19 protein-coding genes are annotated in these 21,769 nt (G+C 67.2%); 18 read left to right on the forward strand and 1 reads right to left on the reverse strand.

Annotated features, from left to right (window positions below; all coding sequences use genetic code 11):
• Positions 1-77: 77 nt before the first annotated feature.
• The 4 genes from AC5JJ2_RS04730 (at position 78) to AC5JJ2_RS04745 (ending at position 4,289) form a co-directional block, all read left to right on the forward strand.
• Positions 78-1,877 carry an HSP90 family protein gene (locus AC5JJ2_RS04730; RefSeq protein WP_495856810.1) on the forward strand — a complete coding sequence of 600 codons (1,800 nt, stop codon included), beginning with the start codon at positions 78-80 and terminating at the stop codon, positions 1,875-1,877.
• A 185-nt stretch (positions 1,878-2,062) separates the two neighbouring features.
• A complete protein-coding gene (locus tag AC5JJ2_RS04735; RefSeq protein ID WP_495856811.1) occupies positions 2,063-2,761 on the forward strand; it encodes a hypothetical protein in 699 nt (232 codons plus the stop codon).
• Positions 2,762-2,883: 122 nt separating this feature from the next.
• Entirely contained in the window at positions 2,884-3,564 is a 681-nt protein-coding gene (locus AC5JJ2_RS04740) for a hypothetical protein (RefSeq protein ID WP_495856812.1), read from the forward strand.
• Positions 3,561-4,289 carry a hypothetical protein gene (locus AC5JJ2_RS04745; RefSeq protein WP_495856813.1) on the forward strand — a complete coding sequence of 243 codons (729 nt, stop codon included), beginning with the start codon at positions 3,561-3,563 and terminating at the stop codon, positions 4,287-4,289. The genes AC5JJ2_RS04740 and AC5JJ2_RS04745 overlap by 4 nt, the downstream gene beginning before the upstream one ends.
• A 102-nt stretch (positions 4,290-4,391) precedes the next feature.
• Here AC5JJ2_RS04745 and lptB read toward each other — a convergent pair whose 3' ends face one another.
• Positions 4,392-5,852, reverse strand: a complete 1,461-nt coding sequence (gene lptB / locus AC5JJ2_RS04750; protein WP_495856814.1) for an LPS export ABC transporter ATP-binding protein — start codon at positions 5,850-5,852, stop codon at positions 4,392-4,394.
• A 229-nt stretch (positions 5,853-6,081) separates the two neighbouring features.
• Here lptB and AC5JJ2_RS04755 point away from each other — a divergent pair, with 229 nt between their 5' ends.
• The 14 genes from AC5JJ2_RS04755 to AC5JJ2_RS04820 all read left to right on the forward strand — a co-directional run bounded on the left by AC5JJ2_RS04755 (position 6,082) and on the right by AC5JJ2_RS04820 (position 21,703).
• Positions 6,082-7,329, forward strand: a complete 1,248-nt coding sequence (locus tag AC5JJ2_RS04755) for a tagaturonate epimerase family protein (RefSeq protein ID WP_495856815.1) — start codon at positions 6,082-6,084, stop codon at positions 7,327-7,329.
• An 85-nt stretch (positions 7,330-7,414) separates the two neighbouring features.
• Positions 7,415-9,070: an amidohydrolase gene (locus tag AC5JJ2_RS04760; RefSeq protein ID WP_495856816.1), complete on the forward strand. Its 1,656-nt coding sequence runs from the start codon at positions 7,415-7,417 to the stop codon at positions 9,068-9,070.
• A gap of 134 nt (positions 9,071-9,204) precedes the next feature.
• The gene (locus tag AC5JJ2_RS04765) at positions 9,205-9,663 is read left to right on the forward strand and encodes a hypothetical protein (RefSeq protein WP_495856817.1); all 459 of its coding nucleotides are present in this window, start codon (positions 9,205-9,207) and stop codon (positions 9,661-9,663) included.
• A 60-nt stretch (positions 9,664-9,723) separates the two neighbouring features.
• A complete protein-coding gene (locus AC5JJ2_RS04770) occupies positions 9,724-10,461 on the forward strand; it encodes an SDR family NAD(P)-dependent oxidoreductase (RefSeq protein ID WP_495856818.1) in 738 nt (245 codons plus the stop codon).
• A gap of 499 nt (positions 10,462-10,960) precedes the next feature.
• Positions 10,961-11,452: a 3-hydroxyacyl-ACP dehydratase FabZ family protein gene (locus AC5JJ2_RS04775; RefSeq protein ID WP_495856819.1), complete on the forward strand. Its 492-nt coding sequence runs from the start codon at positions 10,961-10,963 to the stop codon at positions 11,450-11,452.
• A gap of 21 nt (positions 11,453-11,473) precedes the next feature.
• A complete protein-coding gene (locus AC5JJ2_RS04780; protein ID WP_495856820.1) occupies positions 11,474-12,229 on the forward strand; it encodes a 3-oxoacyl-ACP reductase family protein in 756 nt (251 codons plus the stop codon).
• 10 nt (positions 12,230-12,239) lie between these two features.
• Positions 12,240-12,635, forward strand: coding sequence for an acyl carrier protein (locus AC5JJ2_RS04785; RefSeq protein ID WP_495856821.1), 396 nt, complete (start codon positions 12,240-12,242; stop codon positions 12,633-12,635).
• A gap of 39 nt (positions 12,636-12,674) precedes the next feature.
• Positions 12,675-13,166, forward strand: coding sequence for a 3-hydroxyacyl-ACP dehydratase FabZ family protein (locus AC5JJ2_RS04790; protein WP_495856822.1), 492 nt, complete (start codon positions 12,675-12,677; stop codon positions 13,164-13,166).
• A 254-nt stretch (positions 13,167-13,420) separates the two neighbouring features.
• Entirely contained in the window at positions 13,421-14,704 is a 1,284-nt protein-coding gene (locus AC5JJ2_RS04795) for a beta-ketoacyl-[acyl-carrier-protein] synthase family protein (protein WP_495856823.1), read from the forward strand.
• A 133-nt stretch (positions 14,705-14,837) separates the two neighbouring features.
• Complete coding sequence (locus tag AC5JJ2_RS04800; protein WP_495856824.1) at positions 14,838-15,101, forward strand: hypothetical protein; 264 nt, start codon at positions 14,838-14,840, stop codon at positions 15,099-15,101.
• Positions 15,102-15,142: 41 nt separating this feature from the next.
• The gene (locus tag AC5JJ2_RS04805; protein ID WP_495856825.1) at positions 15,143-16,429 is read left to right on the forward strand and encodes a beta-ketoacyl-[acyl-carrier-protein] synthase family protein; all 1,287 of its coding nucleotides are present in this window, start codon (positions 15,143-15,145) and stop codon (positions 16,427-16,429) included.
• Positions 16,430-16,458: 29 nt separating this feature from the next.
• Positions 16,459-17,520, forward strand: a complete 1,062-nt coding sequence (locus tag AC5JJ2_RS04810) for an alpha/beta hydrolase (protein ID WP_495856826.1) — start codon at positions 16,459-16,461, stop codon at positions 17,518-17,520.
• A gap of 319 nt (positions 17,521-17,839) precedes the next feature.
• A complete protein-coding gene (locus tag AC5JJ2_RS04815; protein ID WP_495856827.1) occupies positions 17,840-19,147 on the forward strand; it encodes a DUF1501 domain-containing protein in 1,308 nt (435 codons plus the stop codon).
• A 108-nt stretch (positions 19,148-19,255) separates the two neighbouring features.
• Entirely contained in the window at positions 19,256-21,703 is a 2,448-nt protein-coding gene (locus tag AC5JJ2_RS04820; protein ID WP_495856828.1) for a PPC domain-containing protein, read from the forward strand.
• The last annotated feature ends 66 nt before the right edge of the window (positions 21,704-21,769 follow it).

Raw genomic sequence — 21,769 nt, forward strand, 5'->3', positions numbered from 1 at the left:
GGCCCGACTGTGCTTGTCTCCGGTCCTGCGATTGGCTCCAATAGACGCACACCCAGGTTTTGAACGGAGCCTCCCGCTTGGACCATAAATTTCAGATCGACCTCCGCGGCATCATCGACCTCCTGTCCGAACACATCTACAGCAGCCCGGAGGTGTACGTCCGAGAGCTGCTCCAGAACGCCGTGGACGCCATCACCGCCCGCGGGCACGCGGAGCCGGGGCACGCCGGCGACGTCCGCATCGAGTGCCACCTGCCGAAAGGGAAGCCGCCCACGCTCGTCGTCACCGACAACGGCGTCGGCCTCACCGCGGACGAGGTCCACAAGTTCCTCTCCACCATCGGCCTCAGCTCCAAGAAGGGCGGCACGCAGCCGCGGCCCGGCGACTTCATCGGGCAGTTCGGCATCGGCATCCTCTCCGCGTTCGTCGTCAGCGAGGACATCGTCGTCATCACGAAGTCGGCGACCGAACCGGCCGCGAAGCCGGTCGAGTGGCGGGCGCGGGCGGACGGCACGTACACGCTCAAGGAACTCGACCGCGACCTGGAGCCGGGCACGCAGGTCTGGCTGACGGCGAAGGCCGGCCGCGAGGAGCTGTTCCAGCCGGACCGCGTGCGGCAACTCGCCCGCGCCTACGGCGGCCTGCTGCCGTACCCGATCCGGCTGATCGCGGGGCGGACCACGGAGGTCGTCAACGAGGGCGGCGCGCCGTGGCGGGAGAACTATTCCAGCGAGAAGGAGCGGCAGCGGGTGCTGCTCGCGTTCGGCCGGGAGACGTTCGGCGCGGACTTCTTCGACGCCGTTCCCCTGAAGTCGGACGCCGGGAAGCTCGACGGTGTGGCGTTCATCCTGCCGTTCACGCCGTCCGTCAACGCCCGGCGGAAGCACCGCGTCTACCTGAAGAACATGTTCCTGTCGGACGACGTGGACAACCTGCTGCCGGACTGGGCGTTCTTCGTGCAAGCCGTGGTGAACGCGAACGACCTGCGGCCGACGGCGTCCCGCGAGTCGTTCTACGAGGACGCGAAGCTGGCGAAGGCGCGGCAGGCCATCGGCGAAGGCTTGCGGAGCTACCTCGTCGATCTGGCGGAGAAGCGGCCGGAGCGGATGCGGCGGTTCATCGCCGTCCACCACCGGGCGCTGAAGGGGTTGGCCATCGAGGACGACGAGGTCTGCCGGCTGTTCCTGGACTGGCTGCCGTTCGAGACGACGCTCGGCGAGATGACGTTCGGCGAGTACCGGCAGGCGACCGACCGGGTGCGTTACGTGCCGAACGTGGATGCGTTCCGGCAGGTCGCCCGCGTCGCCGCCGCGCAGAAGCTGCCGGTCATCAACGCCGGCTACCTGCACGACGCGGAACTGCTGGCGAAGGCCCCGGACGTGTTCCCGAGCCTGACCGTGGAGGCGGTGGACCCGACGACGATCTCGCAGGACTTCGACGACCTGTCGGACGCGGAACTGGATCGGCTTCAGGAGTTCCTGGCGACGGCCGAGCAAATCCTGCGGCCGTTCCGGTGTTCCGCAGAGGCGAAGCGGTTCCACCCGGCGGACCTGCCGGCCCTGTACAGCACGAACAACGAGGGGCGGTTCTTCCGGTCGCTGGAGCAGTCGCGAGAGGTGGCGAACCCGATGTGGTCCGGCGTGCTGGACAACCTGAGCCGCCGGGACCGGGCGAGCCTGACGACGGCGCAGTTCTGCTTCAACTTCAACAACCCGCTGGTGCAACGGCTGGCGGCGGTGACGGACGCGAAGAAGCTGACACGGGCCGTGCAGATGCTGTACGTGCAGGCGCTGCTGTTGGGCCACCACCCCCTCTCGGCGAAGGAGCTGGGCATCCTCAATGATGGGTTGCTGGGGATGGTGGAAGATACACTTTAAGAATGGCCCGCAGATGACGCAGACTTCGGCGCAGATGAAAACCGGATAAGACCAAATCCATTCTTGGTTTTGATCCTCTTCATCTGCGCCGAAGTCTGCGTCATCTGCGGGCCATTTCTTCGCCGGAATAATTCATGCAAGCGGGGCAACCCGCACGATAGAGAGGGATGACGAAAGGAGTCCCCATGTTCCCCCGCCGACTCTGTTTCGCCTTGCTGCTGGTTTGCCTCCCGGTTGCCGCCCCACCGCTACTTGCCCAGTCGAAGTCGAAGGCGTCGCCGGCCGCCGCGATCCTGGACGCCGTGCCCTCGGCGCACAAGGACGCGGTCGCGAAGGTGCTGGCCAAGCCGACCCTGTCCGCGAAGTACACCGAGGAGCCGTTCAAGGCCCACGCCGCCGTCTACCCGTGGCTGCTGGAGCACCCGGACCGGGTGTCGCTGGCGTGGCAGCGGATGAACGTGCCGTGCGTCGAGATCACGGACGCCGGGAACGGCACGTTCGCGTGGGCCGACGAGAACGGCAGCCAGTTGACGTGGCAGGCCGTCGCGAAGCTGACCGACGGCGTCGTCTGGTACGCGACCGGCAAGGTGAAGGCCGCGACGCTGTTGCCGATGGTCCCGGTGAAGGCCGTGGCCGTGGTGAAGTACCCGAGCAAGCCGACGGACCAGACGGGGATCGTGACGCTGACGCCGGAGGCGTCGGTGTACCTGCTGTCCGAGAGCCGGGCGGCGAACGTGCTGCTGCGGATGGTCGGCCCGGCCGCGCCGAAGCTGGCCGAGGACGGGGCGGAGCAGTTGTTGTTCTTCTTCAGCGGCGTCGCGACGCACCTGCGGGACAACCCGGAGAAGGTGACGACGCTGCTGGCGGCGAAGAAGAAAAAGTAACTTGCAGATGCCGCTCACTTCCCGTGCCTTCAACTTGTCGCCATCCTGTTCTGCACGAACACACCCACGTGGGAACTACAATTGTCAAGGGCGAGCTTTGAACGGCCACGAGAGGGAAGACGATGGAAACCCTTCAGGTAGCCAACCGTTGGTGGCGGTGGGTTGTTCGGGGAAGCGAGTCCGTCCTCAAGAACACCATCGACAATCTAGACGGGAGGCTCCCCTCAAAGTGGGTCAGGGTGACGGGAGATGATTTGAAACCGCTTGGATCGGATGTGGGCCCGAACAGTTACGCCTATGAATTACCCCCGACGGAAACCCGTGCAGGGGTGCTGTTGACGATTGACCGGGTACGAGACGCCGAATTACGAGGGCGGCGGCTCTGGTTCACACCGCTGACATTTGATCGTCAACCCACGAATATTTCCACAGCCTGGAACGAAGTAGTAGTGTTTCTCGACGAAGGGGTTTTACCAGCCGCCAAGGCTGCTGGCGCTTCGACCTGGGATCCCTCTCCGGACGAAGTATTTATGGGAGAACTGCCCGCGGAAGTAGCGTCCCGGCTGCGGGAGTTTTCAACGAGTTCGCAGAAGCGTTTACCCCTGAATCGCGAAGAATCGGAGCGTTGGCAGTCGTTCGTGATCAGTGCATTCCGGATGCGGGCGGTGGTCGATCCTGACCAGTTCGTCGACTGGCTCGTGACCGCGGGGTGGGGAACGGCTGACGCGAGAGAGTTGAGTACGCAATTCTTCGAGCAGTGTCGCCTATTGTCCCGGTTCTCAGAAGAAGTAACGGCCGCATGACGACCTCGCTCGCCAACGCCGTTGCCAAAGTTCTAGCCGGTCCCGCACCAGTCGCGGTCATCGACGCCTGCTCTCTGATCGACCTCTTTAGGCGAGATGAGACACGACGACAACCGCGAGTCCCCCCAGGGGAAGTTCGTGCGGCTGTCGACTTGCTCCAACTGGCTGCAGTCACGCCTCCACTGGTGTATTTGTTCGTCCCAACTTTCGTTCCGCGTGAGTTTGCCGACAATGCCGACAGAGAAGAGAGCACATTCCGAAAGTGGATCGAGTTTCACGACCAGAACCACGGTTGGCTCGTTCAAGTCAGTTCAACGATCGGCATGCCCCTGCCCGCACCGACGCAAGTAATGCCTTTCGACTTCCCGAAACAACTCCGTTCCCTTGCCAATGACTTATTGAACCACGCCATCGTCTTGGCGGATGACCCGGACTGCCTGTCCCGCGCGATGACCCGCGTCATTAACAAAGTTCGTCCGTCCCACAAGAATCACATCAAAGACTCGGTCAATTTGGAGCAATGCTTAGAAATGAGCCGACGGCTCCAGGCGGCCGGGCATCAAGGGTCCAGGTTGTGGATCAGTTCCAACGTAAATGACTTTGCCGAACCTCAGAGCTCCCAACTCCATCAGGAGCTGCAAGCTGAGTTCGCGGTGGCCGGATTGCATTACCACGTCTCGTTTCAAGCCGCCCTGGGTCGTTTGCGGTCGGCAGGAGAAGTATAGGATTGGCCTTCGGGATCACTGCCTTGGCGAGATAGCTCTGCTGTCTGAACGTTTCACCCAGCTTTGGGAAATAGCTTCCTGCTAGCCCGAAACTGCATTCCGCTACGCCGCCCCGCGGCGGGGTTCGAGCTTCGCCCGCAGGTAGGCAATCTGCCGCAGCCGCACGTCGTCGGCCGCGTCCGCCTGGAACGTCAGCGTCTCGCCCGTAATCTGCTCCAGCAGTCGGTAGGCGTAGTGCCGGATGTTCAACTGCCGCCGTTCGAGCGCCTCGATCAGCACCGGCACGGCGTCCTGCCCCTTTAGCGTCAACTCGTGCCAGCCGGTCTGCCAGTTGTCGGTATCGAGCAAATCGACCAACCGCCGCATCTTCTCGTACTCCAGCATCTGCTGAGCAGGCTGGCTAAAGCTGCCCGGCGAGCCGGACCCGAACGGCGGCCCGGCGTTGCCGGCCGGGATGCGTATCGGCGGCATGATCGGTGGGCCGAGGGCGGGTTGGTGCGGCTGTCGTGACGGTGGCGGCGGTGGCGGCGACAGCGGAATCTCGTCACGGATCGTCACCGGCGTCGGCCTCGCAGCCGTCAGCGTCGGCGGCACGGCCCCCAGCGACGGGGCCGTTTTCGGCGCGGGCCGGCCGCCGTTCGGGCCGGCCGGCGGCGGGTCGTCGTCCCGCGGCCCCTGCTCCGCGTTCGACGGCAGGAACGGGTCGAGGATCGGCGTCGGCGGCACCGCCTCCGGCGGCGGCGCGGGCGGGACCAGCCGCTTCGTCGCGGCCGTAGGGATTTGCGGCGGCGTCTCCCGCATCAGCGGCACGTACCCCTCGTCCTCGAACGTCCGGCCGAGGTACTCGCGGACCGCCACCGGGTTCCGCTTGATCTCCTCCGGCGTGCCATGCAGGACGACGACGCCGTCCTTGATGAGGTAGCTTCGGTCGGTGATCTTCAACACTTCACGGACATCGTGGTCGGTCAGCAACACGCCAATTCCCTGCCGCGCCAGGTCGCGGATGTTGTGCCGGATGTCTTCTTTCGTCAGCGGGTCCACGGCCGCGAACGGCTCGTCGAGCAGGATGAGCAGCGGCTCGCACACCAGGCAGCGGGCGATTTCCAGCCGCCGCTTCTCCCCGCCGGAGCAGCGGGCGGCGTTGTTCTTGCGGACGTGCTGCAGGTTGAACCGCGTTAGCGCCTCGTCTGTGCGGTCCCACCGCTCGGACCGGGTCAGCCGCCGGTCGAGCGTCCGGCTCCGCGGCAGCGCCTCCAGGATCGCGAGCAGGTTCTGTTCGACCGACAGCTTCTTGAAGACGCTGGATTCCTGCGACAGGTAGCCCATCCCCAGCCGGGCACGCCGGAACATCGGCAGGTGCGTCACGTCGCTCCCGGCGAACAGCACGCGGCCCTCGTTGGGGGTGAGTTGCCCGGTCGCCATGCGGAAGCTCGTCGTCTTGCCGGCCCCGTTCGGGCCGAGCAGCCCGACGACCTCGCCGGCGTCCACGTCGAACGACACGCCGTTGACGACGGTTCGCGAGCCGAAGCGCTTGACCAACCCGCGAACTTCCAACAAGGCCATGGCCGTGCCCCCGCCCCGCGAAATCGAGTCCGATGCACCGTGGCTTGTAACCAAGCTGGACGATTTGGGCAAGAGGAGGATGGAGAAGGAATTTAGCCACAGATCAACACGGATGAAAACAGATCGGAAGAAATCATTTCTCGGTTTTGATCTCTGCTCTCTGTGTTCATCTGTGGCTCAATCTTCCTGCCTGCTTCGATAGAACATCGAGACCTCACGGAGCGCGGCCATGCTCACGTTGGCGAAGTATTCCATCGGCGTCGGGGACCGGTTCGCACACCAGGCGAAGGCCCAGCTCCGGGCGTGCATGTTGGCCGCCGAGCATGGGATCGAGGTCGTTCCGGTTTGGAACAAGTCGAACCGCGAACACACGATCATCGGCACGGAACCGACGACGACCCGGATCGCGGCGGACGCGGCCGTGAGGGAGTTGGGGTGGGCGAAGCCGTACCACCTGGACGCCGATCACATCCGCCTGGAGACGGTGGACCGGTTCCTCGCGCCGTGCGACTTCTTCACGATCGACGTGGCGGACTCCATCGACCATGCGGCCGACCCCGCGGCGGTGAAAGCATTCGTGGATAAGCACGCGCACCTGACGGGGACGCTCGCCATCCCGAACATCGACACGCCGTTCGCCATCGACCGCGGCGACTTGGAGTGGATCGCGAACAAGTACCTGAAGGCCGTGCAGGACGCCGGCGCGATCTACCGGAAGATCGAGGCCGCGAAGGGGAAGGCAACCTTCATCACCGAAGTCTCGATGGACGAGACGGACAGCCCGCAGACGCCGCCGGAGTTGCTGCTCATCCTCGCGGCGCTCGCGGCCGAGGGCGTGCCGGTGCAGACGATCGCGCCGAAGTTCACCGGCCGGTTCAACAAAGGCGTCGATTACGTCGGCGACGTTCACCAGTTCGAGAAGGAGTTCCGCGAAGACCTGGCCGTGATCGCGTTCGCGGTTCAGAAGTTCGGCTTGGCCGCCAACCTGAAGCTGAGCGTGCATTCCGGCAGCGACAAGTTCTCGATCTACCCGCCGATCCGGGCCGCGATCCGCGCGTTCGACGCCGGGCTGCACCTGAAGACCGCCGGGACGACGTGGCTGGAGGAGGTCATCGGCCTCGCCGAGTCCGACGGGCCGGGGCTGGAGATGGCGAAGGCGATCTACGCGAAGGCGCTCATGAAGAAGGACGAGTTGTGTGCGCCCTACGCCACGGTCATCGACATCGACGCGGCGAGGCTGCCGACGCCGGAGCGGGTCGCCGACTGGGGGCCGGAGCAGTTCGTCGCGGCGCTCCAGCACGTCCCGACGCACCCGGCGTTCAACCCGCACTTCCGGCAACTGCTGCACGTCGGGTTCAAGGTCGCGGCCCAGATGGGCGAGCGGTATCTGGACATGCTGAAGGCGTGCGAGGAGACGATCGCGAAGAACGTGACCGGCAACCTGTACGACCGCCACCTGAAGCCGCTGTTCGTGTAATCGTTTTGTAGAACCCAGAGCGGTAGCGACGGGGTGTTGCGCAACACCCCGTCGCTACCGCTCTGGGTTCTACGAGGAACAGACCATGCTCCCGACGCTCGTGCTGTCCGCCCTGCTCGCCGCACCGGGCGATCCCGTCGCGGCCGATCTCGTTTGTGTCAACGCCAAAGTCTGGACCGGCGACGCCGCGAACCCGGAAGCGGCGGCCCTCGCCGTGTGGCGCGGCCGCGTCCTAAAGCTCGGCACGGACGCGGAGGTTCGTGCGCTTGTCGGACCGAACACGAAAGTCCTCGACGCGAAGGGCCGCCGGGTCGTGCCGGGGTTCTACGACAGCCACCTGCACCTCCTCAGCGGCGGGCGGTCGCTCTCGCAAGTCAAGCTGAAGGACGCCGCGGACGAGGCGGAGTTCGGCCGACAGCTCAAGGCGTTCGACGAGAAGACGCCCCGCGACCGGTGGCTGCTCGGCGGCAACTGGGACCACGACCGCGCGTTCGCCGGCACGCTGCCGACGGCCGCGACGGTGGACAAATACGTGCCGAACCGCCCGGTGTTCATCAGCCGGTACGACGGGCACATGGGGCTGGCGAACACGGCGGCCCTGAAGCTCGCCGGCATCACCGCGGACACGAAGGACCCGCCCGGCGGCGTCATCTACCGCCTCGCGGACGGCAAGACGCCGTCCGGCATCCTGAAGGACAACGCGATGGGCCTGCTCGACCGGCTCATCCCCGAGCCGTCCGAAGCAGAGATTCGCGAAGCCGTCGAAGCCGCGATGAACGCCCTCGTCGAGAACGGCGTCACCAGCGTGCAGGACATGGACGGCAGCGGCCGCGACACGCGGCAGACCCTCTTCCGCGTTCTCCAGGAACTGGACCGCGGCGGCAAGCTGAAGGCCCGCGTCGATCTCCGATGGCCGATCGCGGCGGCGAACGAGTTGGCCGCCCTCGGCGTCAGCGCGAACTTCGGGACCGACTTCGTCCGCATCGGCGGGGTGAAGGGGTTCATGGACGGGTCGCTCGGGTCCAGCACGGCGAAGATGTTCGCCGGGTACGATTCCGACCCGAAGACGAGCGGCGTCTACGTCACCGAGCCGGCGGTCATGCGGAACTTCATTCAGAAGGCGACCGCGGCCGGGTTATCCGTCGGCATCCACGCCATCGGCGACCAAGCGAATGCCGTGCTGCTCGACCTGTTCGCGGAGGCCGGCGGCGCGGATCGGCGGTTCCGGATCGAGCACGCGCAACATTTACGCCCGGCCGACTACCCGCGATTCAAGGCCGGCGGCGTCATCGCGTCGATGCAGCCGTACCACGTCATCGACGACGGCCGGTGGGCCGAGGGCCGCATCGGGGCGAAGCGGTGTTCGTCCAGCTATGCATTCCGGTCGCTCCTGGACGCCGGGGCGGTGCTGGCGTTCGGGTCCGACTGGCCGGTCGCCCCGCTGGACGTAATGGCCGGGATCGACGCGGCCGTGAACCGCCGGCCGCTCGACGGCAAGCACCCGACCGGGTGGTTCCCGGAGCAGCGGATCGGCGTCGCGGACGCCGTTCGCGCCTACACGGCGGGCAGCGCGTTCGCGGCGTTCCAGGAAAAGGACCGGGGCACGCTCCGGGCCGGGGCGCTGGCCGACTTCGTCATTCTCAGTGCCGACATCTTGGCCGACGCGGAGCGGGATGCCATCGGGAAGGCGAAGGTGGTCGTCACCGTCGTCGGCGGGCGGGTCGTGTTTGAACGAAAGTGAGCGCCGCTGACCGCCGACCGGAAATCTCTGACCGGACGCGATTTTTCACCGCCGTTCTCATCCCCGTTTGGCGCGTTAGCTTTTCTGAACTAGGGTTCTGCCGGGACACGCCTCGTGGTGCGGGGGACCGGCCGATGCTCTGCTTATTGGGTTTCCAGGTCATGCTTTGCGGCGTCGGCCTGTGGTGGATGATCGCCAAGCGGCTGAACTACGCCGGGTACGAAGTCCGCACCCCGGCGAACTTCTACATGGGGGCGCTGCTCTTCTTCCAACTGCCGATGTGCTTCTTCGTCGGCACGTCGGCCGGGGCGGCGGAGTCGATCAAGGCGCTGATCGCGAACCAACCGCCGGCCGACACGAAGAAGATGCAGAAGAAGTACTGGTGGATCGACCCGGCCATCACCGGCGGGGCGGTCGTGTTGGCGATGGGCGTGGCGGCGCTGTCGGTCCGCCGGGAGCCGTCGGGCATCAAGCCGCACGAGGCCCCGATCGGCGTCCGCGACTACGTGTTCGAGCACAAACAGGCCGAGGCTCAGGAGGAACGGCGGCGGTACCACGAGGACGAGGACGAGGAAGACGAGGCGTATGCCTGACGGCGGGACGATACAACAAACCCGGCCTCGGCCGGGTTTGTTCGATTCCAGGGGGTTCTGATGTCGTCCCGTAAAGTCGCCCTCGTGACGGGTTCGGCCACCGGCGTCGGCCGGGCGTGTGCCGTTCGGTTCGCGAAGCTCGGCTACGCCGTCACGGTCAACTACTCGAAGTCCGCGGCCGACGCCGAGGAGACGGCCCGGCTCGTCGAGGCGTGCGGCGTCCCGGTGCTGGTGCAGAAAGCCACCATCGCGAGCGATGCCGAGGTCCGGGAGATGGTCGCCCGCACCGTGGAGGCGTTCGGCGGGCTGGACGTGCTCGTGAACAACGCCGCCACCACGCACTTCGTCCCGCACGACAACCTCGACGCGCTGACCGACCGGGTGTGGGACGAAATCTTTCAGGTGAACTTGAAGGGTACGTTCTACTGCTGTCGCGCGGCGGTGCCGCACCTGAAGGCGCGGAAGGGGAACGTCGTCACCGTGTCGAGCGTGGCCGGGCTGACCGGCCAGGGGAGTTCGATCCCGTACTGCGCGAGCAAGGGGGCGGTGAACACGCTCACACAATCGCTGGCCCGCGCGTTCGGGCCGGACGTGCGGGTGAACGCCGTCGCGCCGGGACCGATCCTCACCCGCTGGCTGGCCGGCCGGGAAGCGCACGTCGAGAAGTACCTGGAACTTGCGCCGCTGAAGCGGGCGGCGACGCCGGACGACGTGGCGGACGTGGTGCTGTTCCTGGCCGCGGAAACAAGCCTGATGACCGGGCAGGTCGTCGTCGTGGACGGCGGCCGGACGATGTGAACCCGTCGGCGAGTGGAAAAAGGGGTCGGGAGTCTTTTCGCGGCGAAAAGACTCCCGACCCCTTTTCCACTCGCCGACGCGCGGTTACTTGCGGTGGCGGATCTTGGCCCGCATCCGGCGCTTCTTCCGCCCGACCTTCCGCCGCCCGGTTCCCCGTCGTCGCCCCGCCATGTCGTGTCTCCGTGACCCGCGCCGAAAATTCGATAGACGGGCATCTTAGCCCGGCCCCCGCCGCGCGGCAACCGGCCGGGCCGGTTTCCCACCTGGCGGCGCAAAAATCACATCCGCGCCAACCCCGTCAGGACGACGCGAACCGCCACCCTCCCGGTGATTCCGCCGCCTTTATCGGTTGCGGCGGCTGACGCCGTTCAACAGGATAGAGCGTGTGGGACGGCCTCGGACTCGCCGGCCGGGGTTGTCGAAACCGGACGAATGAATAGACTTTCAGCCTTTATCGGGGCGAAATTTTCGGGTCCGGCCGGGCGTAGGGTTTGCACTGATGCGGTTCCAGTTGATCGACCGAATAGACCACTGCGAATCGGGCAAGTCCCTCCGCGCGGCGAAGTTCCTGGCCCTGGGGGAAGAGTACCTCGCGGACCACTTCCCCCGGTTCCCGGTCATGCCCGGCGTGCTCATGCTGGAGTGCCTGGTGGAAGCAGCCGCGTGGCTGTGGCGGGCGTCCAGCGACTACAAGCACTCGGTCACGGTCCTCCGGGAAGTGCGGAACGTCAAGTACGGCACGTTCATGCAGCCCGGCCACTGGATGACGGTCGCGGTCGATTTGAAAAAGATCGACGGCGACCTGGCGGTATTCCAGGGCAAGGGCGGGAACGACGCCGGCGAGCAGACGGTGTCGGCGCAGTTTATTTTGAAGGGCTACTCGCTGGCCGACCGCGGCCCGGCCGGGGTCGCCGCCGACGCGAAGCTGCGGACGCACTGGCGGGAGCGGTGGTCGCTCTTGACCGGCGAGTTGTACGCGAAGGCACAGTAAGTCGGATCGCGGGGAGACAGAATGCAGTTGAAGGACCAAGTGGCCCTCGTCACCGGCGGCAGCCGGGGCATCGGCAAGGCGATCGTCCAGAAGCTCGCGGGCGATGGCGCGAAAGTCGCCTTCGTCTACCGCGGCGCGAAGGACGCGGCCGAGGCGCTCGAAAAGGAACTCGGGGCCAACGGCAAGGCGATCCAGGCGGACGTGTCCGACCCGGCCGCGGCCGAGAAGGTCGTCGCCGCCGTCCTAGCGGACTGGGGCCGCGTCGATATCCTGGTGAATAACGCCGGCGTCATCCGCGACGGCCTGTTCATCCGCATGGAGGCCGACGCCTGGAACACGGTGCTGAACACGAACCTGAACGGCACGTTCGCCTTCTGCAAGGCCGTCGCCAGCCAGATGGCCCTGAAGCAACGCGCCGGGCGGATCATCAACGTGTCCAGCGTGGCCGCCGAGCACGTCAACCAGGGGCAGACGAACTACGCCGCCAGCAAGGGGGCGGTGAACTCGTTCACGAAAGCTCTGGCCGTGGAACTCGGCAGCCGGAACGTGACGGTGAACGCCGTCGCCCCCGGCTTCATCGCCACGGACATGAGCGAGGCGGTGCGGTCCAAGGCGGGCGATTTCATCGAGAAGAAGTTGGTTCCGTTGCGCCGCCTGGGGCAGCCGGACGACATCGCGAACGTGGTGGCGTTCCTGGCCGGGCCAGGGGCCGCGTACATCACCGGACAAGTCATCACCGTCGACGGCGGCCTGAGCCTCGGCGCGGTGACGGGTTGAGGTTTACGACATGACGCAAGACGACATCTTCCAGAAGGTCAAGGCCACGCTCGTGGACGCGCTCAACCGCGACGACGACGAGGTCACGCCGTCCTCGCGGTTGCAAGCCGACCTCGGCGCGGAGTCGATCGACTTCCTGGACATCGTGTTCCGGTTGGAGCGCGAGTTCGGGATCAAGATTCCGCGGGGCGAACTCTTCCCGGAGTCGATCTTCCAGGGCGACCCGTCGCTGGTGGCCGGCGGCAAGATCACGGACAAGGGCCTGGCCGAGTTGCGGGACAAGATGCCGTTCGCGGACCCGGCCGAGCTGGACAAGTTCGCCGCCGACCCGAAGCTCGACAAGATGGGCGACCTGTTCACCGTGAACCTGATCGTCCGCTACTTGAAAAGCAAGCTAGGGGTTTGACCCGAAAGCCCGCGGACGAACGTCCGCGGGGAGAGCACCATGCGCTGGATTTGGATCGACCGGTTCACGAACTTCGAGTCGAAGAAGACGGCCACGGCGGTGAAGAGCCTCAGCCACGCCGAGGACCACTTCGGCGAGCACTTCCCCGGCTACCCGGTGATGCCCGCCCCGCTGATCCTCGAGGGGCTGGCCCAGACCGGCGGCATCCTCGTCGGCGAGGCGAACAACTTCCAGGAGAAGGTCGTCCTCGCGAAGGTCCCGAACGCGAAGTTCCACCGCGAGGCCGTCCCCGGCGAGCAGTTGACGTACACAACCGACGTGCTCGACCTGCGGCCGGAAGGGGCCGTGGTGAAGGGCCGGGTGACGAGCGGCGACGACCTGATCGCGGAGGCGGAGATTTTCTTCGCCCACCTGGACCAGAACCGGTCGGCCCAACTGTTCGGCGACCACAACTTCGTCTTCAGCGGCGAGTTGAAGTACCTACTCGGCCTCGCCCAGCGGACGGCGCTCGGCGACGGGCAGAAGGCTTAAACTCCTCGTCCCGAACCTCCGGTTCGGGACGCCTCGCCGCAAACCTCTGGTTTGCGGGCACGGGCGGTTGCAGCCGCCTGCTCGCCGCAAACGAGACGTTTGCGGCGTCGCATCCCGAACCGGAGGTTCGGGACGAGAAGGCGTAGGCGAACGGCACGGCGTCAGCGTGCCGGTGGCGGCCGCCGGGAGCAACACCGGCACGCTGACGCCGTGCCGTTCGCCTGACCCTGACACCCGTGAGTTTGCACCCTGACATGCCTGCTTCGCACCGCCGGGCCGTCTTCACGAGCCTCGGCGTTATCTCCCCGATCGGCGACACGCCGGACACGTTCTGGGCCAACCTCCGCGCCGGCACTCCCGGCGTCCGCGCCATCAAAGCCTTCGACCCGTCCCCGCTGCCGTGCCGCGTCGCCGGGGAACTGCCGGAGCCGTTCGACGCCAAGAAGTACATCCCGGCCAGTAACAAGGACGGCCGCAAGTCGCTGAAGAACATGGCGAAGACGGTCCAGATGGGCCTCTGCGCCGGGCAGCTCGCGACGGCCGGCGGACCGCCGAAGGGGAGCATCGACCCGTTCCGGTTCGGCATCGAGTTCGGCTGCGTCATGGTCGCCAGCGAGTTGGAAGACCTCGCCGCCGCCGCCAAGCACACGATCACCGGCACGCCGCGGGCCATCGACATGGCCAAGTGGGGGCACGAGGGGGTCGAGAAGATCACCCCCCTCTGGATGCTCAAGTACCTGCCCAACATGCCGGCCTGCCACGTCTCGATCTTCTTCGACTCGCAGGGGCCGAACAACACCATCACGGCCGGGGACGCGGCCAGCTCGCTCGCCATCGGGGAAGCGTACCGCCTGCTCCAGCGCGACGCGGCGGACTACTTCCTCGTCGGCGGGTGCGACTCGAAGATCAACCCGCTCAGCTTCACCCGGAACAACCTGTTCAACCCGTTCACGCGGAAGAACGATACCCCCGCCACGGCCGTCCGCCCGTTCGACAAGGACCGCGACGGCACGGCCATCGGCGAGGCGGCGGTGATGTTCGGCCTCGAAGACCTGGCCCACGCCCGGAAGCGGGGTGCGACCATCCTCGGCGAACTTGCCGGCTTTGCCAGCGGGTTCGACCGCGGCCGGCGCGGCCCGGTGCTGGCCGCCGTAATCCGCAACGCCATGAAGGAAGCCGGCATCACGCCTGCGGACGTGGACCATGTGAACGCCCACGGCCTCGGCTCGCCGGAGTTGGACGCATTCGAGGCGCGGGCGATCCGCGACGTGTTCGGCACGGCCGTCCCGGTGTACGCGATCAAGGGGCAAATCGGGAACACCGGGGCCGCGTCCGGCGCAATCGAGCTGGCGGCGAGCGTTCTGGCGTTGAAGCACGGCGAACTGCCGGGAACCGTGAACCACGCGAAAGCGTCTGAGGACTGTCCGATTGCGGTTCACACGGGTGCGCCGCGGCCGGTGACGAAGCCGTATGCGGTGAAGATCAATTACACCGACCTGGGCCAGTGTGCGGTGATGGTGGTGAAGAAGTTCTCGTAGGGCGGGTCAAGGCTCTGCGCCGACCCGCCGGGGGTGACTGGGACCGACGGCGGGTCGGCGCAGAGCCTTGACCCGCCCTACAAGATGGCCGTGCGCGGTCGTCGTGACGGTCGGTTCGGCGGAGGGCGTTACGATGCCGGAGGCCGACGACTGGCGACTGACTGGTCAGGAGCGTTACCTCACCGGGGCGTCGTTGGAGTGGGCGGAGTGGCGCTCGCCGCGGCCCGGTTGGGACCACGACCACTGCGAGTTCTGTTGGGCGATGTTCGCCGGGCCGGAGTCGCCCGACGCCCTACACGCCGGGTTCGCCACGCCGGACCGGTATCGGTGGGTGTGCCCGGAGTGTGTGGCGGACTTCCGGGAGCGGTTCGGGTGGCAGTTGATTGGTAGCAAGTAGGCTTCCCTTTGGCGGGGGGGCCGGGCCAGTTCGAGGAATTCATGCGTCGTCGCGTCGTCATCACCGGCATCGGGTCGATCACCCCGATCGGCCACTCGGCCGAGAAAACCTTCGCCGCCGCCCTCGAGGGCGAGTGCGGCATCGACTACATCACCCGGTTCGACGCCCGCACGTTCCCGACGAAGTTCGCGTCCGAGGTCAAGGACTTCGACCTGAAGCGGTGGCTCCCCAAGACCGCAGACAACTACGCGAAGGCCGGAGAGAACACGAAATTCGGCCTCGTCGCCGCGAAGCAGGCGCTCGAAGACGCCGGCCTGCTGACCGGCCTCGACCGGACGCGGATGGGCGTCTACCTCGGCAGCGGCGAGGGGGCCGAAGACTTCTACAGCCTCATCGACAGCGTCGGCCGCGCCTCCGACGAGAACGGGTTCCGCGTGAACGCCGCGCAGTTCAGCTCCACGGCGATGGGGCTGTTCGACGGCCGCCGCGAGGCCGAGTTCGAGATGCACACGACCGCCGGCCACCTCGCCGAAGAGTTCGACCTGTGCGGCCCGAACTTCACCTGCCTGACGGCCTGCGCCGCCAGCGCCCAGGCCATCGGCGAGGCGACCGCGTTCATCCGCCACGGCGACGCCGAGGTCATGCTCGCCGGCGGCGCGCACAGCATGATCCACCCGCTCGGCGTGACCGGGTTCAACCGGCTGACCGCGCTGTCCACCCGCAACGACGCCCCGAAGAAGGCGAGCCGGCCGTTCGACCTCGACCGCGACGGGTTCGTCCTGGGTGAGGGGGCGGGCATGGTCGTCCTGGAGGACCTGGAGCACGCCAGGAAGCGGGGTGCCAGGATTTACGCCGAACTGACCGGCTACGGCACGACCGGCGACGCCTACCGCATGACCGACCCGCACCCGGAGGGCCGCGGCGCGGTGAAGGCGATGAAGGACGCCCTCAAGGACGCCGGGCTGACGGCCGACGACATCGGGTACGTCAACGCCCACGGCACGAGCACGGCCGCCAACGACGAGTGCGAAACCGCCGCCCTGAAGGGTGCCTTTGGCGAGAAGGCTTATAAGATACCCGTAAGTTCAAGTAAGAGTATGCTGGGTCATTTGATCGCCGCCGGCGGCGCGGTCGAGTTGATCCTCAGCATCCAGGCGATGCTGAGGAACGTAATCCCTCCCACGATCAACTACGAAACGCCGGACCCGAAGTGCGACCTAGACTACGTGCCGAACGTCGCCCGCGAGAAGGGCGGCATCCGGCACGTGTTGTCCAACAGCTTCGGCTTCGGCGGTCAGAACATCACGCTGATCGCCAGCCGATTCTGAGACGTTTTTTCCTCGCGGAGATTGGACCGGTGCCCGACTGGATGTACCTCGTGTTGATCTTCGTGTTCGGCCCGGTGCCGATCACGGGTTTCTTCATCCTGGGTTGTTACCTCTATTACCGCTGGAACTACGTCCACGTCATCACGCGCATCTTTGAAGAGAAGCCGCTGTTCATCATCCCCCGCGGGGAGAAAACGGACGCGGCCGAGGACGTTCGGATCACCACCGGCGACGGCCGCACCCTCCGCGGTTGCTACCTCAAGACATCGACCGACGACCGCAAGGGCGTCATCCTCTTCGGCCTCGAGTTCGGCTCCGACCGCTGGTCGGCGCAAACCTACTGCGAGAAGCTGGTCGCCGCCGGGTACGACGTGTTCGCCTACGAACCCCGCAACCAGGGGGACAGCGACAAGGACGCGAACTACGAACCGCTGCAGTGGGTGACCGACCGCGACCTCGCGGACGCGCGGGCGGCGCTGAAGTACCTGCACTACCGGCCGGACGCGGACCCGTTCGGCGTCGGCGTCTTCGGCGTCAGCAAGGGCGGCAGCCTCGGCCTGCTGCTCGCGTCCGAAGACCGGCTGGTCCGGTGCGTGGCGACCGACGGGGCGTTCGGCACGTACACCACGATGGTCCCGTTCATCCGCAAGTGGGTGAGCATCTACATCAAGCGGCGGGAGTGGGTCCGCCGCAACATCCCGGACTGGTTCTACGGCGGGCTGGCCGTCGCCGCGCTGGGCGACGTGGAGAAGAAGCGGCACGTCGCGTTCGTGAGCGTCGAGAAGGCGGTCCGGCGGATGAAGCAGCCGTGGCTGTGCGTCCACGGCGGCGGCGACACGTACATCAAGCCGGAGATGGCCGAGACGCTCTTGTCGCAGGCGAAGCGGGTGAAGGCGAAGGAACTGTGGCTGGTGGACGGGGCGAAGCACAACATGGCCCTGCACGTCGCCGGCGACGCCTACCACGCGAGGCTCGTGGCGTTCTTCGACCAGCACCTCGGCGGCCCGTCGCAGGCCCGCCGCGCGACCCTGAACCCGCCGGCGTCGCTACCGGCGCTGGACCTGCCGGCGCTGGAGACGGTGAAGGAGTGATTTTTGTAGGGCGAGTCAAGGCTTTGCGCCGACCCGCCGCGACGCCCCCGTACATCGACAATTCCCCCGCACGGTTGCCGTGTCCCCGGCGGGTCGGCGCAAAGCCTTGACCCGCCCTACAAGGCAGAAATCTTGCTCCGCTCCCCGGAACCTTCGGCGGGGTCGCGGGTTCTAAATCTCGTGTCCCCGCTTTCCGCTTGCTTTCCGGCGGCGGGCGGACCATGCTATACTTAAACCACACGCCGCGAACGAGTTCGGGCGTGCCCGCCGCGACGACCCTCCCGCCGATTCCATCCCGCCATCCGAAAGGTGCTCGGCCATGCCTTCCACCACTCCGCAGAGCGCGGCCCGCCGCGAGTTCATCCGCGTCGGCGTCGTCGGCTCCCTCGGCCTGACGCTCGGCGACTTCTTCGCCCTCCAGGCCCGCGGCGAGCAGAAGAACTACGTCAGCAAGGAAGGCGTCGCGAAGAGCGTCATCCAGATCGTGCTGCCCGGCGGCATGGCCCACCAAGAGAGCTGGGACCCGAAGCCGGACGCCCCGCTGGAGTACCGCGGGCCGTTCAACGTCGCGAAGACGAAGTTGCCGGGCGTCGTGCTGAACGAGAACTTCAAGGGCGTCGCCCAGGTCGCGGACAAGATGACGATCGTGCGGTCGATCGCCGGGAAGGAGGCCGACCACGGCCGGGCCAGCTACACGATGTTCACCGGCTACCGCAAGAGTCCGGCGATCGAGCACCCGGCCCTTGGGGCGGTCGTGTCGCACGAGTTCGGCCCGCGGAAGGACCTGCCGCCCTACGTGGCCGTGCCGAACGCCAACGAGTACGGCGGGACCGGCTACCTCGGCTCGCAGTTCGGGCCGTTCGGCCTCGGCACCGACCCGGCCCGCGGCAGCTACCAGGTCCGCGACCTGAGCCTGCCGCCGGGCGTGGACGACCGCCGGTTCACCGCCCGCCGCGAGATGCGGAACGTCGTGGACGACCACTTCCGCTACCAGGCCGGCAAGGCCGAGGCCCTGGGCGCGATGGACGAGTTCTACCGCCGGGCCTACGCGATGATCTCTTCGCCGGAGGCGCGGGCCGCGTTCGACATCAACAAGGAAACGGCCGCCACCCGCGCGAAGTACGGCAGCGGCGACGCTGCCGGCCGGTTCCTGCTCGCCCGGCGGTTGGTCGAGGCGGGCGTGCGGTTCGTGACCGTCTCCTACGGCGGCTGGGACATGCACGCCGGGATCGAGAACGCGATGCGGCGGCAGGCCCCCGGCCTGGACCAGGCGCTCGCCGGGTTGATCCGGGACCTGGACGACCGCGGGCTACTCGACAGCACCGTCGTGCTGGTGACGAGCGAGTTCGGGCGGACGCCGAAGATCAACGCGTCGGCCGGCCGCGACCACTTCCCGCGGGTGTTCTCGCTGGCCGTGGCCGGCGGCGGGTTCAAGCGGGGCCAAGTCTACGGCTCGTCGAACTCGACCGCCAGCGAGCCGGAGGAGAACCCGGTGCGGGTGGAGGACGTGCTGACGACGGTGTACCACCAACTCGGCATCAACGCGGATAAGGAACTGATGGCCCCCGGCGGCCGGCCGATCGAGATCATCGACGGCGGCGAGGTCGTGAAGGGGCTGCTGGGTTAAGCCGTCGCCTGTTCCCGCCTTCTATATAGCCGCCGGCTTGCCGGCGGGTTTTCTGAAAACCCGCCGGCAAGCCGGCGGCTATATATCTCTCGCCCGGAGCGTCCCGCGATGCGCCTGTCCCTTCTCGCCCTCGTGTTGCTGGCCGTCCCCGCCGTTGCCGGGACGCCGCGGGTCACGCGCCTGACGCCGCCCGGCGGGCAACGCGGCGCGGCCGTCACCGTCGAACTTGCCGGCCGTCACCTCGACGACCCGAAAGAAGTCCTCTTCTACGAACCCGGCATCGCCGTCGAAGCGATTGAAAAGGTCGAGACGACCGTGAACCCGAACGGCCGCCCCGTCCCGGCCGACCCCGGCACGCGGGTGCGGCTGAAGCTGAAGGTAGCCGCGGACGCCGCCCTCGGGGCGCACGGCCTGCGGCTGCGGACCGCCACCGGGCTGACCGAGTACCACCGGTTCTTCGTCGGACCCTTCCCGACGGTGGACGAGGACGAGTCGCAAGCGTTCCGCAACGACAAGCGGGAATCGGCCAAGAGCGTGCCGGCGAACACGACCGTGTTCGGCCGGATCAACGAGCCGACGGACGTGGACGTGTTCAAAATTGAAGTGAAGCGTGGCGAGCGCGTGTCGGCGGAAATCGAGGCCGCCCGCCTCGGCGTCGAGCGGGGCGTGCCGGACCTGCACGTCGCCATCTACGACGCCGACGGGACGAAGCTCGCCGCCGCGGACGACTCCCCGCTGTTCGTGCAAGACCCGGTGGTGTCCGTACTGGCGAAGAAGGACGGGCCGCACTTCGTTGAGGTCCGGCACAGCATGTACAACGGGGCGAACGAGCAGTACCGGCTGCACGTCGGCACGTTCGCCCGGCCGACCGCCCTCTACCCGGCCGGCGGCCAAGCGGGGACCGAGGTGAAGGTCGAAGTCCTCGGCGACCCGCGGGGCCAGTGGTCGCAGGCCGTGAAGCTCCCGGCCGCGGCCGGCAACTTCGACTTCGCCGTCGTCAGTGACGGCGTCTCCGCCCCGACGCCGAATCGGCTCCGCCTCTCGCCGTTCCCCAACGTCCTCGAAGCCGAGCCAAATGACACGCCGAGTTCATCCGCCGTCGCCAGCCTGCCCGCCGCATTCAACGGCATCATTGGGAAGCCCGGCGACGTGGACACGTTCGTCTTCCGCGCCAAGAAGGGCGAGCAGTTCCGCTTCCACGCCCTGGCGAACGCCCTCGGCTCCGCGTGCGACCCGGTCATCTGGGTGAAGCCGCTGTCCGGCAAGGGCGGCACGCTGCGGGCCACCGACTCCCGGCCGAACCAGCTCGGCTACGCCCCGGCGAACGGCCTGAACCGCGACACGCACGACCCGGTGTTGGAGTTCACCGCCCCGGCCGACGGCGAGTACGTCCTCGGCGTCGAGGACGAGCGGGGCGACGGCGGCCCGGACTTCGTCTACCGCGTCGAGGCGGCCCCGGAGGCGAACGCGATCCACACGTACCTCTCGCCGGAGGCCGAGAACCAGAACGCCCCGCAGCTGCGGCAGGCGGTTGTCCTCGCCCCCGGCAACCGGTGGACCTCGCAGGTCGGGGCGTTCGCCACCAGCCGCCCGTACAACGGCGAACTCGAACTCGTCGCCCTGAACCTGCCGGCGGGCGTGACGATGACGGCCCCGAAGCTGTCGCCGGGCATGACCCGCGTGCCGGTCGTGTTCGAGGCGGCGGCGGACGCGAAGCCGCAGGCGGTCCTCATCGACCTCGCCCTCCGGCCGGTCAAGGGCGACGCGGCGTTCGCCAGCGGCTACCGGCAGACGATCATGATGAACGGCTACGGCAACAACGACTACTACCTGCACGCGGTCGTGGACAAGCTCGCCCTCGCGGTGACCGACCCGGCCCCGTTCGCCGTCGAGGTCGAGGAGCCGAAGTCGTCGCTCGTGCAGAACGGCGAGATGCTGGTGAAGTTCAAGGTGGTGCGGCAACCCGGCTTCGACGGGTCGGTCACGGTCATGATGGACTGGCGGCCGAGCGGCCTGAACACCGGCACGCCGGTGACCGTCCCGGCCGGCAAGGCCGAGGGCGCGTACCTGCTCGGCGCGGCCCGCAACGCCGCGGCCGGGAAGCATTCGCTCACGCTCACGGCCGTCGCCGGCGGCAGCGGCCGCGTCCGCCGCAACGACGACACCGACCGCACTTACGTGGCGTCCAAGATGTTCACCGTGTCCGTGGCCGAGCCGCACGTCGAGGCCCGCGTCCCGCGGGCGTCCGTCGAGCGGGGCAAGACGACGACGCTGACGCTGAAGCTCAACCACCTGCAGAAGTTCGACGGCAAGGCGACGGTGACGCTCGCCCGACTGCCGCGGGGGGTCGAACTCGTCGAGCCGACGAAGGAGATCACGGCCGCGGACAAGGAGGTGAGCTTCACGCTGCGGGCGACGACCGAGGCGCTGGTCGGGAACTACCAGGGCGTGGCGATGGACCTGACGGTGATCGAGAACGGCCAGACCGTCCGCCAGCTCAGCGGCAGCGGCACGATCCGGGTGGACGCCGAGCGCGGCGTGAAGCCCAGCAAGTAATACATGGCCCGCAGATGACGCAGACTTCGACGCAGATGAAGAGGATCAGTACCAAGATCATTCTTC

The sequence above is a fragment of the Limnoglobus sp. genome (assembly GCF_059499385.1).

Coding starts and splice junctions, on each gene's coding strand:
- AC5JJ2_RS04755 (WP_495856815.1), top strand. CDS start 6,082: ATGCTCACGTTGGCGAAGTATTCCATCGGCGTCGGGGACCGGTTCGCA.
- AC5JJ2_RS04770 (WP_495856818.1), top strand. CDS start 9,724: ATGTCGTCCCGTAAAGTCGCCCTCGTGACGGGTTCGGCCACCGGCGTC.
- AC5JJ2_RS04765 (WP_495856817.1), top strand. CDS start 9,205: ATGCTCTGCTTATTGGGTTTCCAGGTCATGCTTTGCGGCGTCGGCCTG.
- AC5JJ2_RS04735 (WP_495856811.1), top strand. CDS start 2,063: ATGTTCCCCCGCCGACTCTGTTTCGCCTTGCTGCTGGTTTGCCTCCCG.
- AC5JJ2_RS04775 (WP_495856819.1), top strand. CDS start 10,961: ATGCGGTTCCAGTTGATCGACCGAATAGACCACTGCGAATCGGGCAAG.
- AC5JJ2_RS04785 (WP_495856821.1), top strand. CDS start 12,240: ATGACGCAAGACGACATCTTCCAGAAGGTCAAGGCCACGCTCGTGGAC.
- AC5JJ2_RS04805 (WP_495856825.1), top strand. CDS start 15,143: ATGCGTCGTCGCGTCGTCATCACCGGCATCGGGTCGATCACCCCGATC.
- AC5JJ2_RS04740 (WP_495856812.1), top strand. CDS start 2,884: ATGGAAACCCTTCAGGTAGCCAACCGTTGGTGGCGGTGGGTTGTTCGG.
- AC5JJ2_RS04780 (WP_495856820.1), top strand. CDS start 11,474: ATGCAGTTGAAGGACCAAGTGGCCCTCGTCACCGGCGGCAGCCGGGGC.
- AC5JJ2_RS04745 (WP_495856813.1), top strand. CDS start 3,561: ATGACGACCTCGCTCGCCAACGCCGTTGCCAAAGTTCTAGCCGGTCCC.
- AC5JJ2_RS04800 (WP_495856824.1), top strand. CDS start 14,838: ATGCCGGAGGCCGACGACTGGCGACTGACTGGTCAGGAGCGTTACCTC.
- lptB (WP_495856814.1), bottom strand. CDS start 5,852: ATGGCCTTGTTGGAAGTTCGCGGGTTGGTCAAGCGCTTCGGCTCGCGA.
- AC5JJ2_RS04815 (WP_495856827.1), top strand. CDS start 17,840: ATGCCTTCCACCACTCCGCAGAGCGCGGCCCGCCGCGAGTTCATCCGC.
- AC5JJ2_RS04795 (WP_495856823.1), top strand. CDS start 13,421: ATGCCTGCTTCGCACCGCCGGGCCGTCTTCACGAGCCTCGGCGTTATC.
- AC5JJ2_RS04820 (WP_495856828.1), top strand. CDS start 19,256: ATGCGCCTGTCCCTTCTCGCCCTCGTGTTGCTGGCCGTCCCCGCCGTT.
- AC5JJ2_RS04760 (WP_495856816.1), top strand. CDS start 7,415: ATGCTCCCGACGCTCGTGCTGTCCGCCCTGCTCGCCGCACCGGGCGAT.
- AC5JJ2_RS04790 (WP_495856822.1), top strand. CDS start 12,675: ATGCGCTGGATTTGGATCGACCGGTTCACGAACTTCGAGTCGAAGAAG.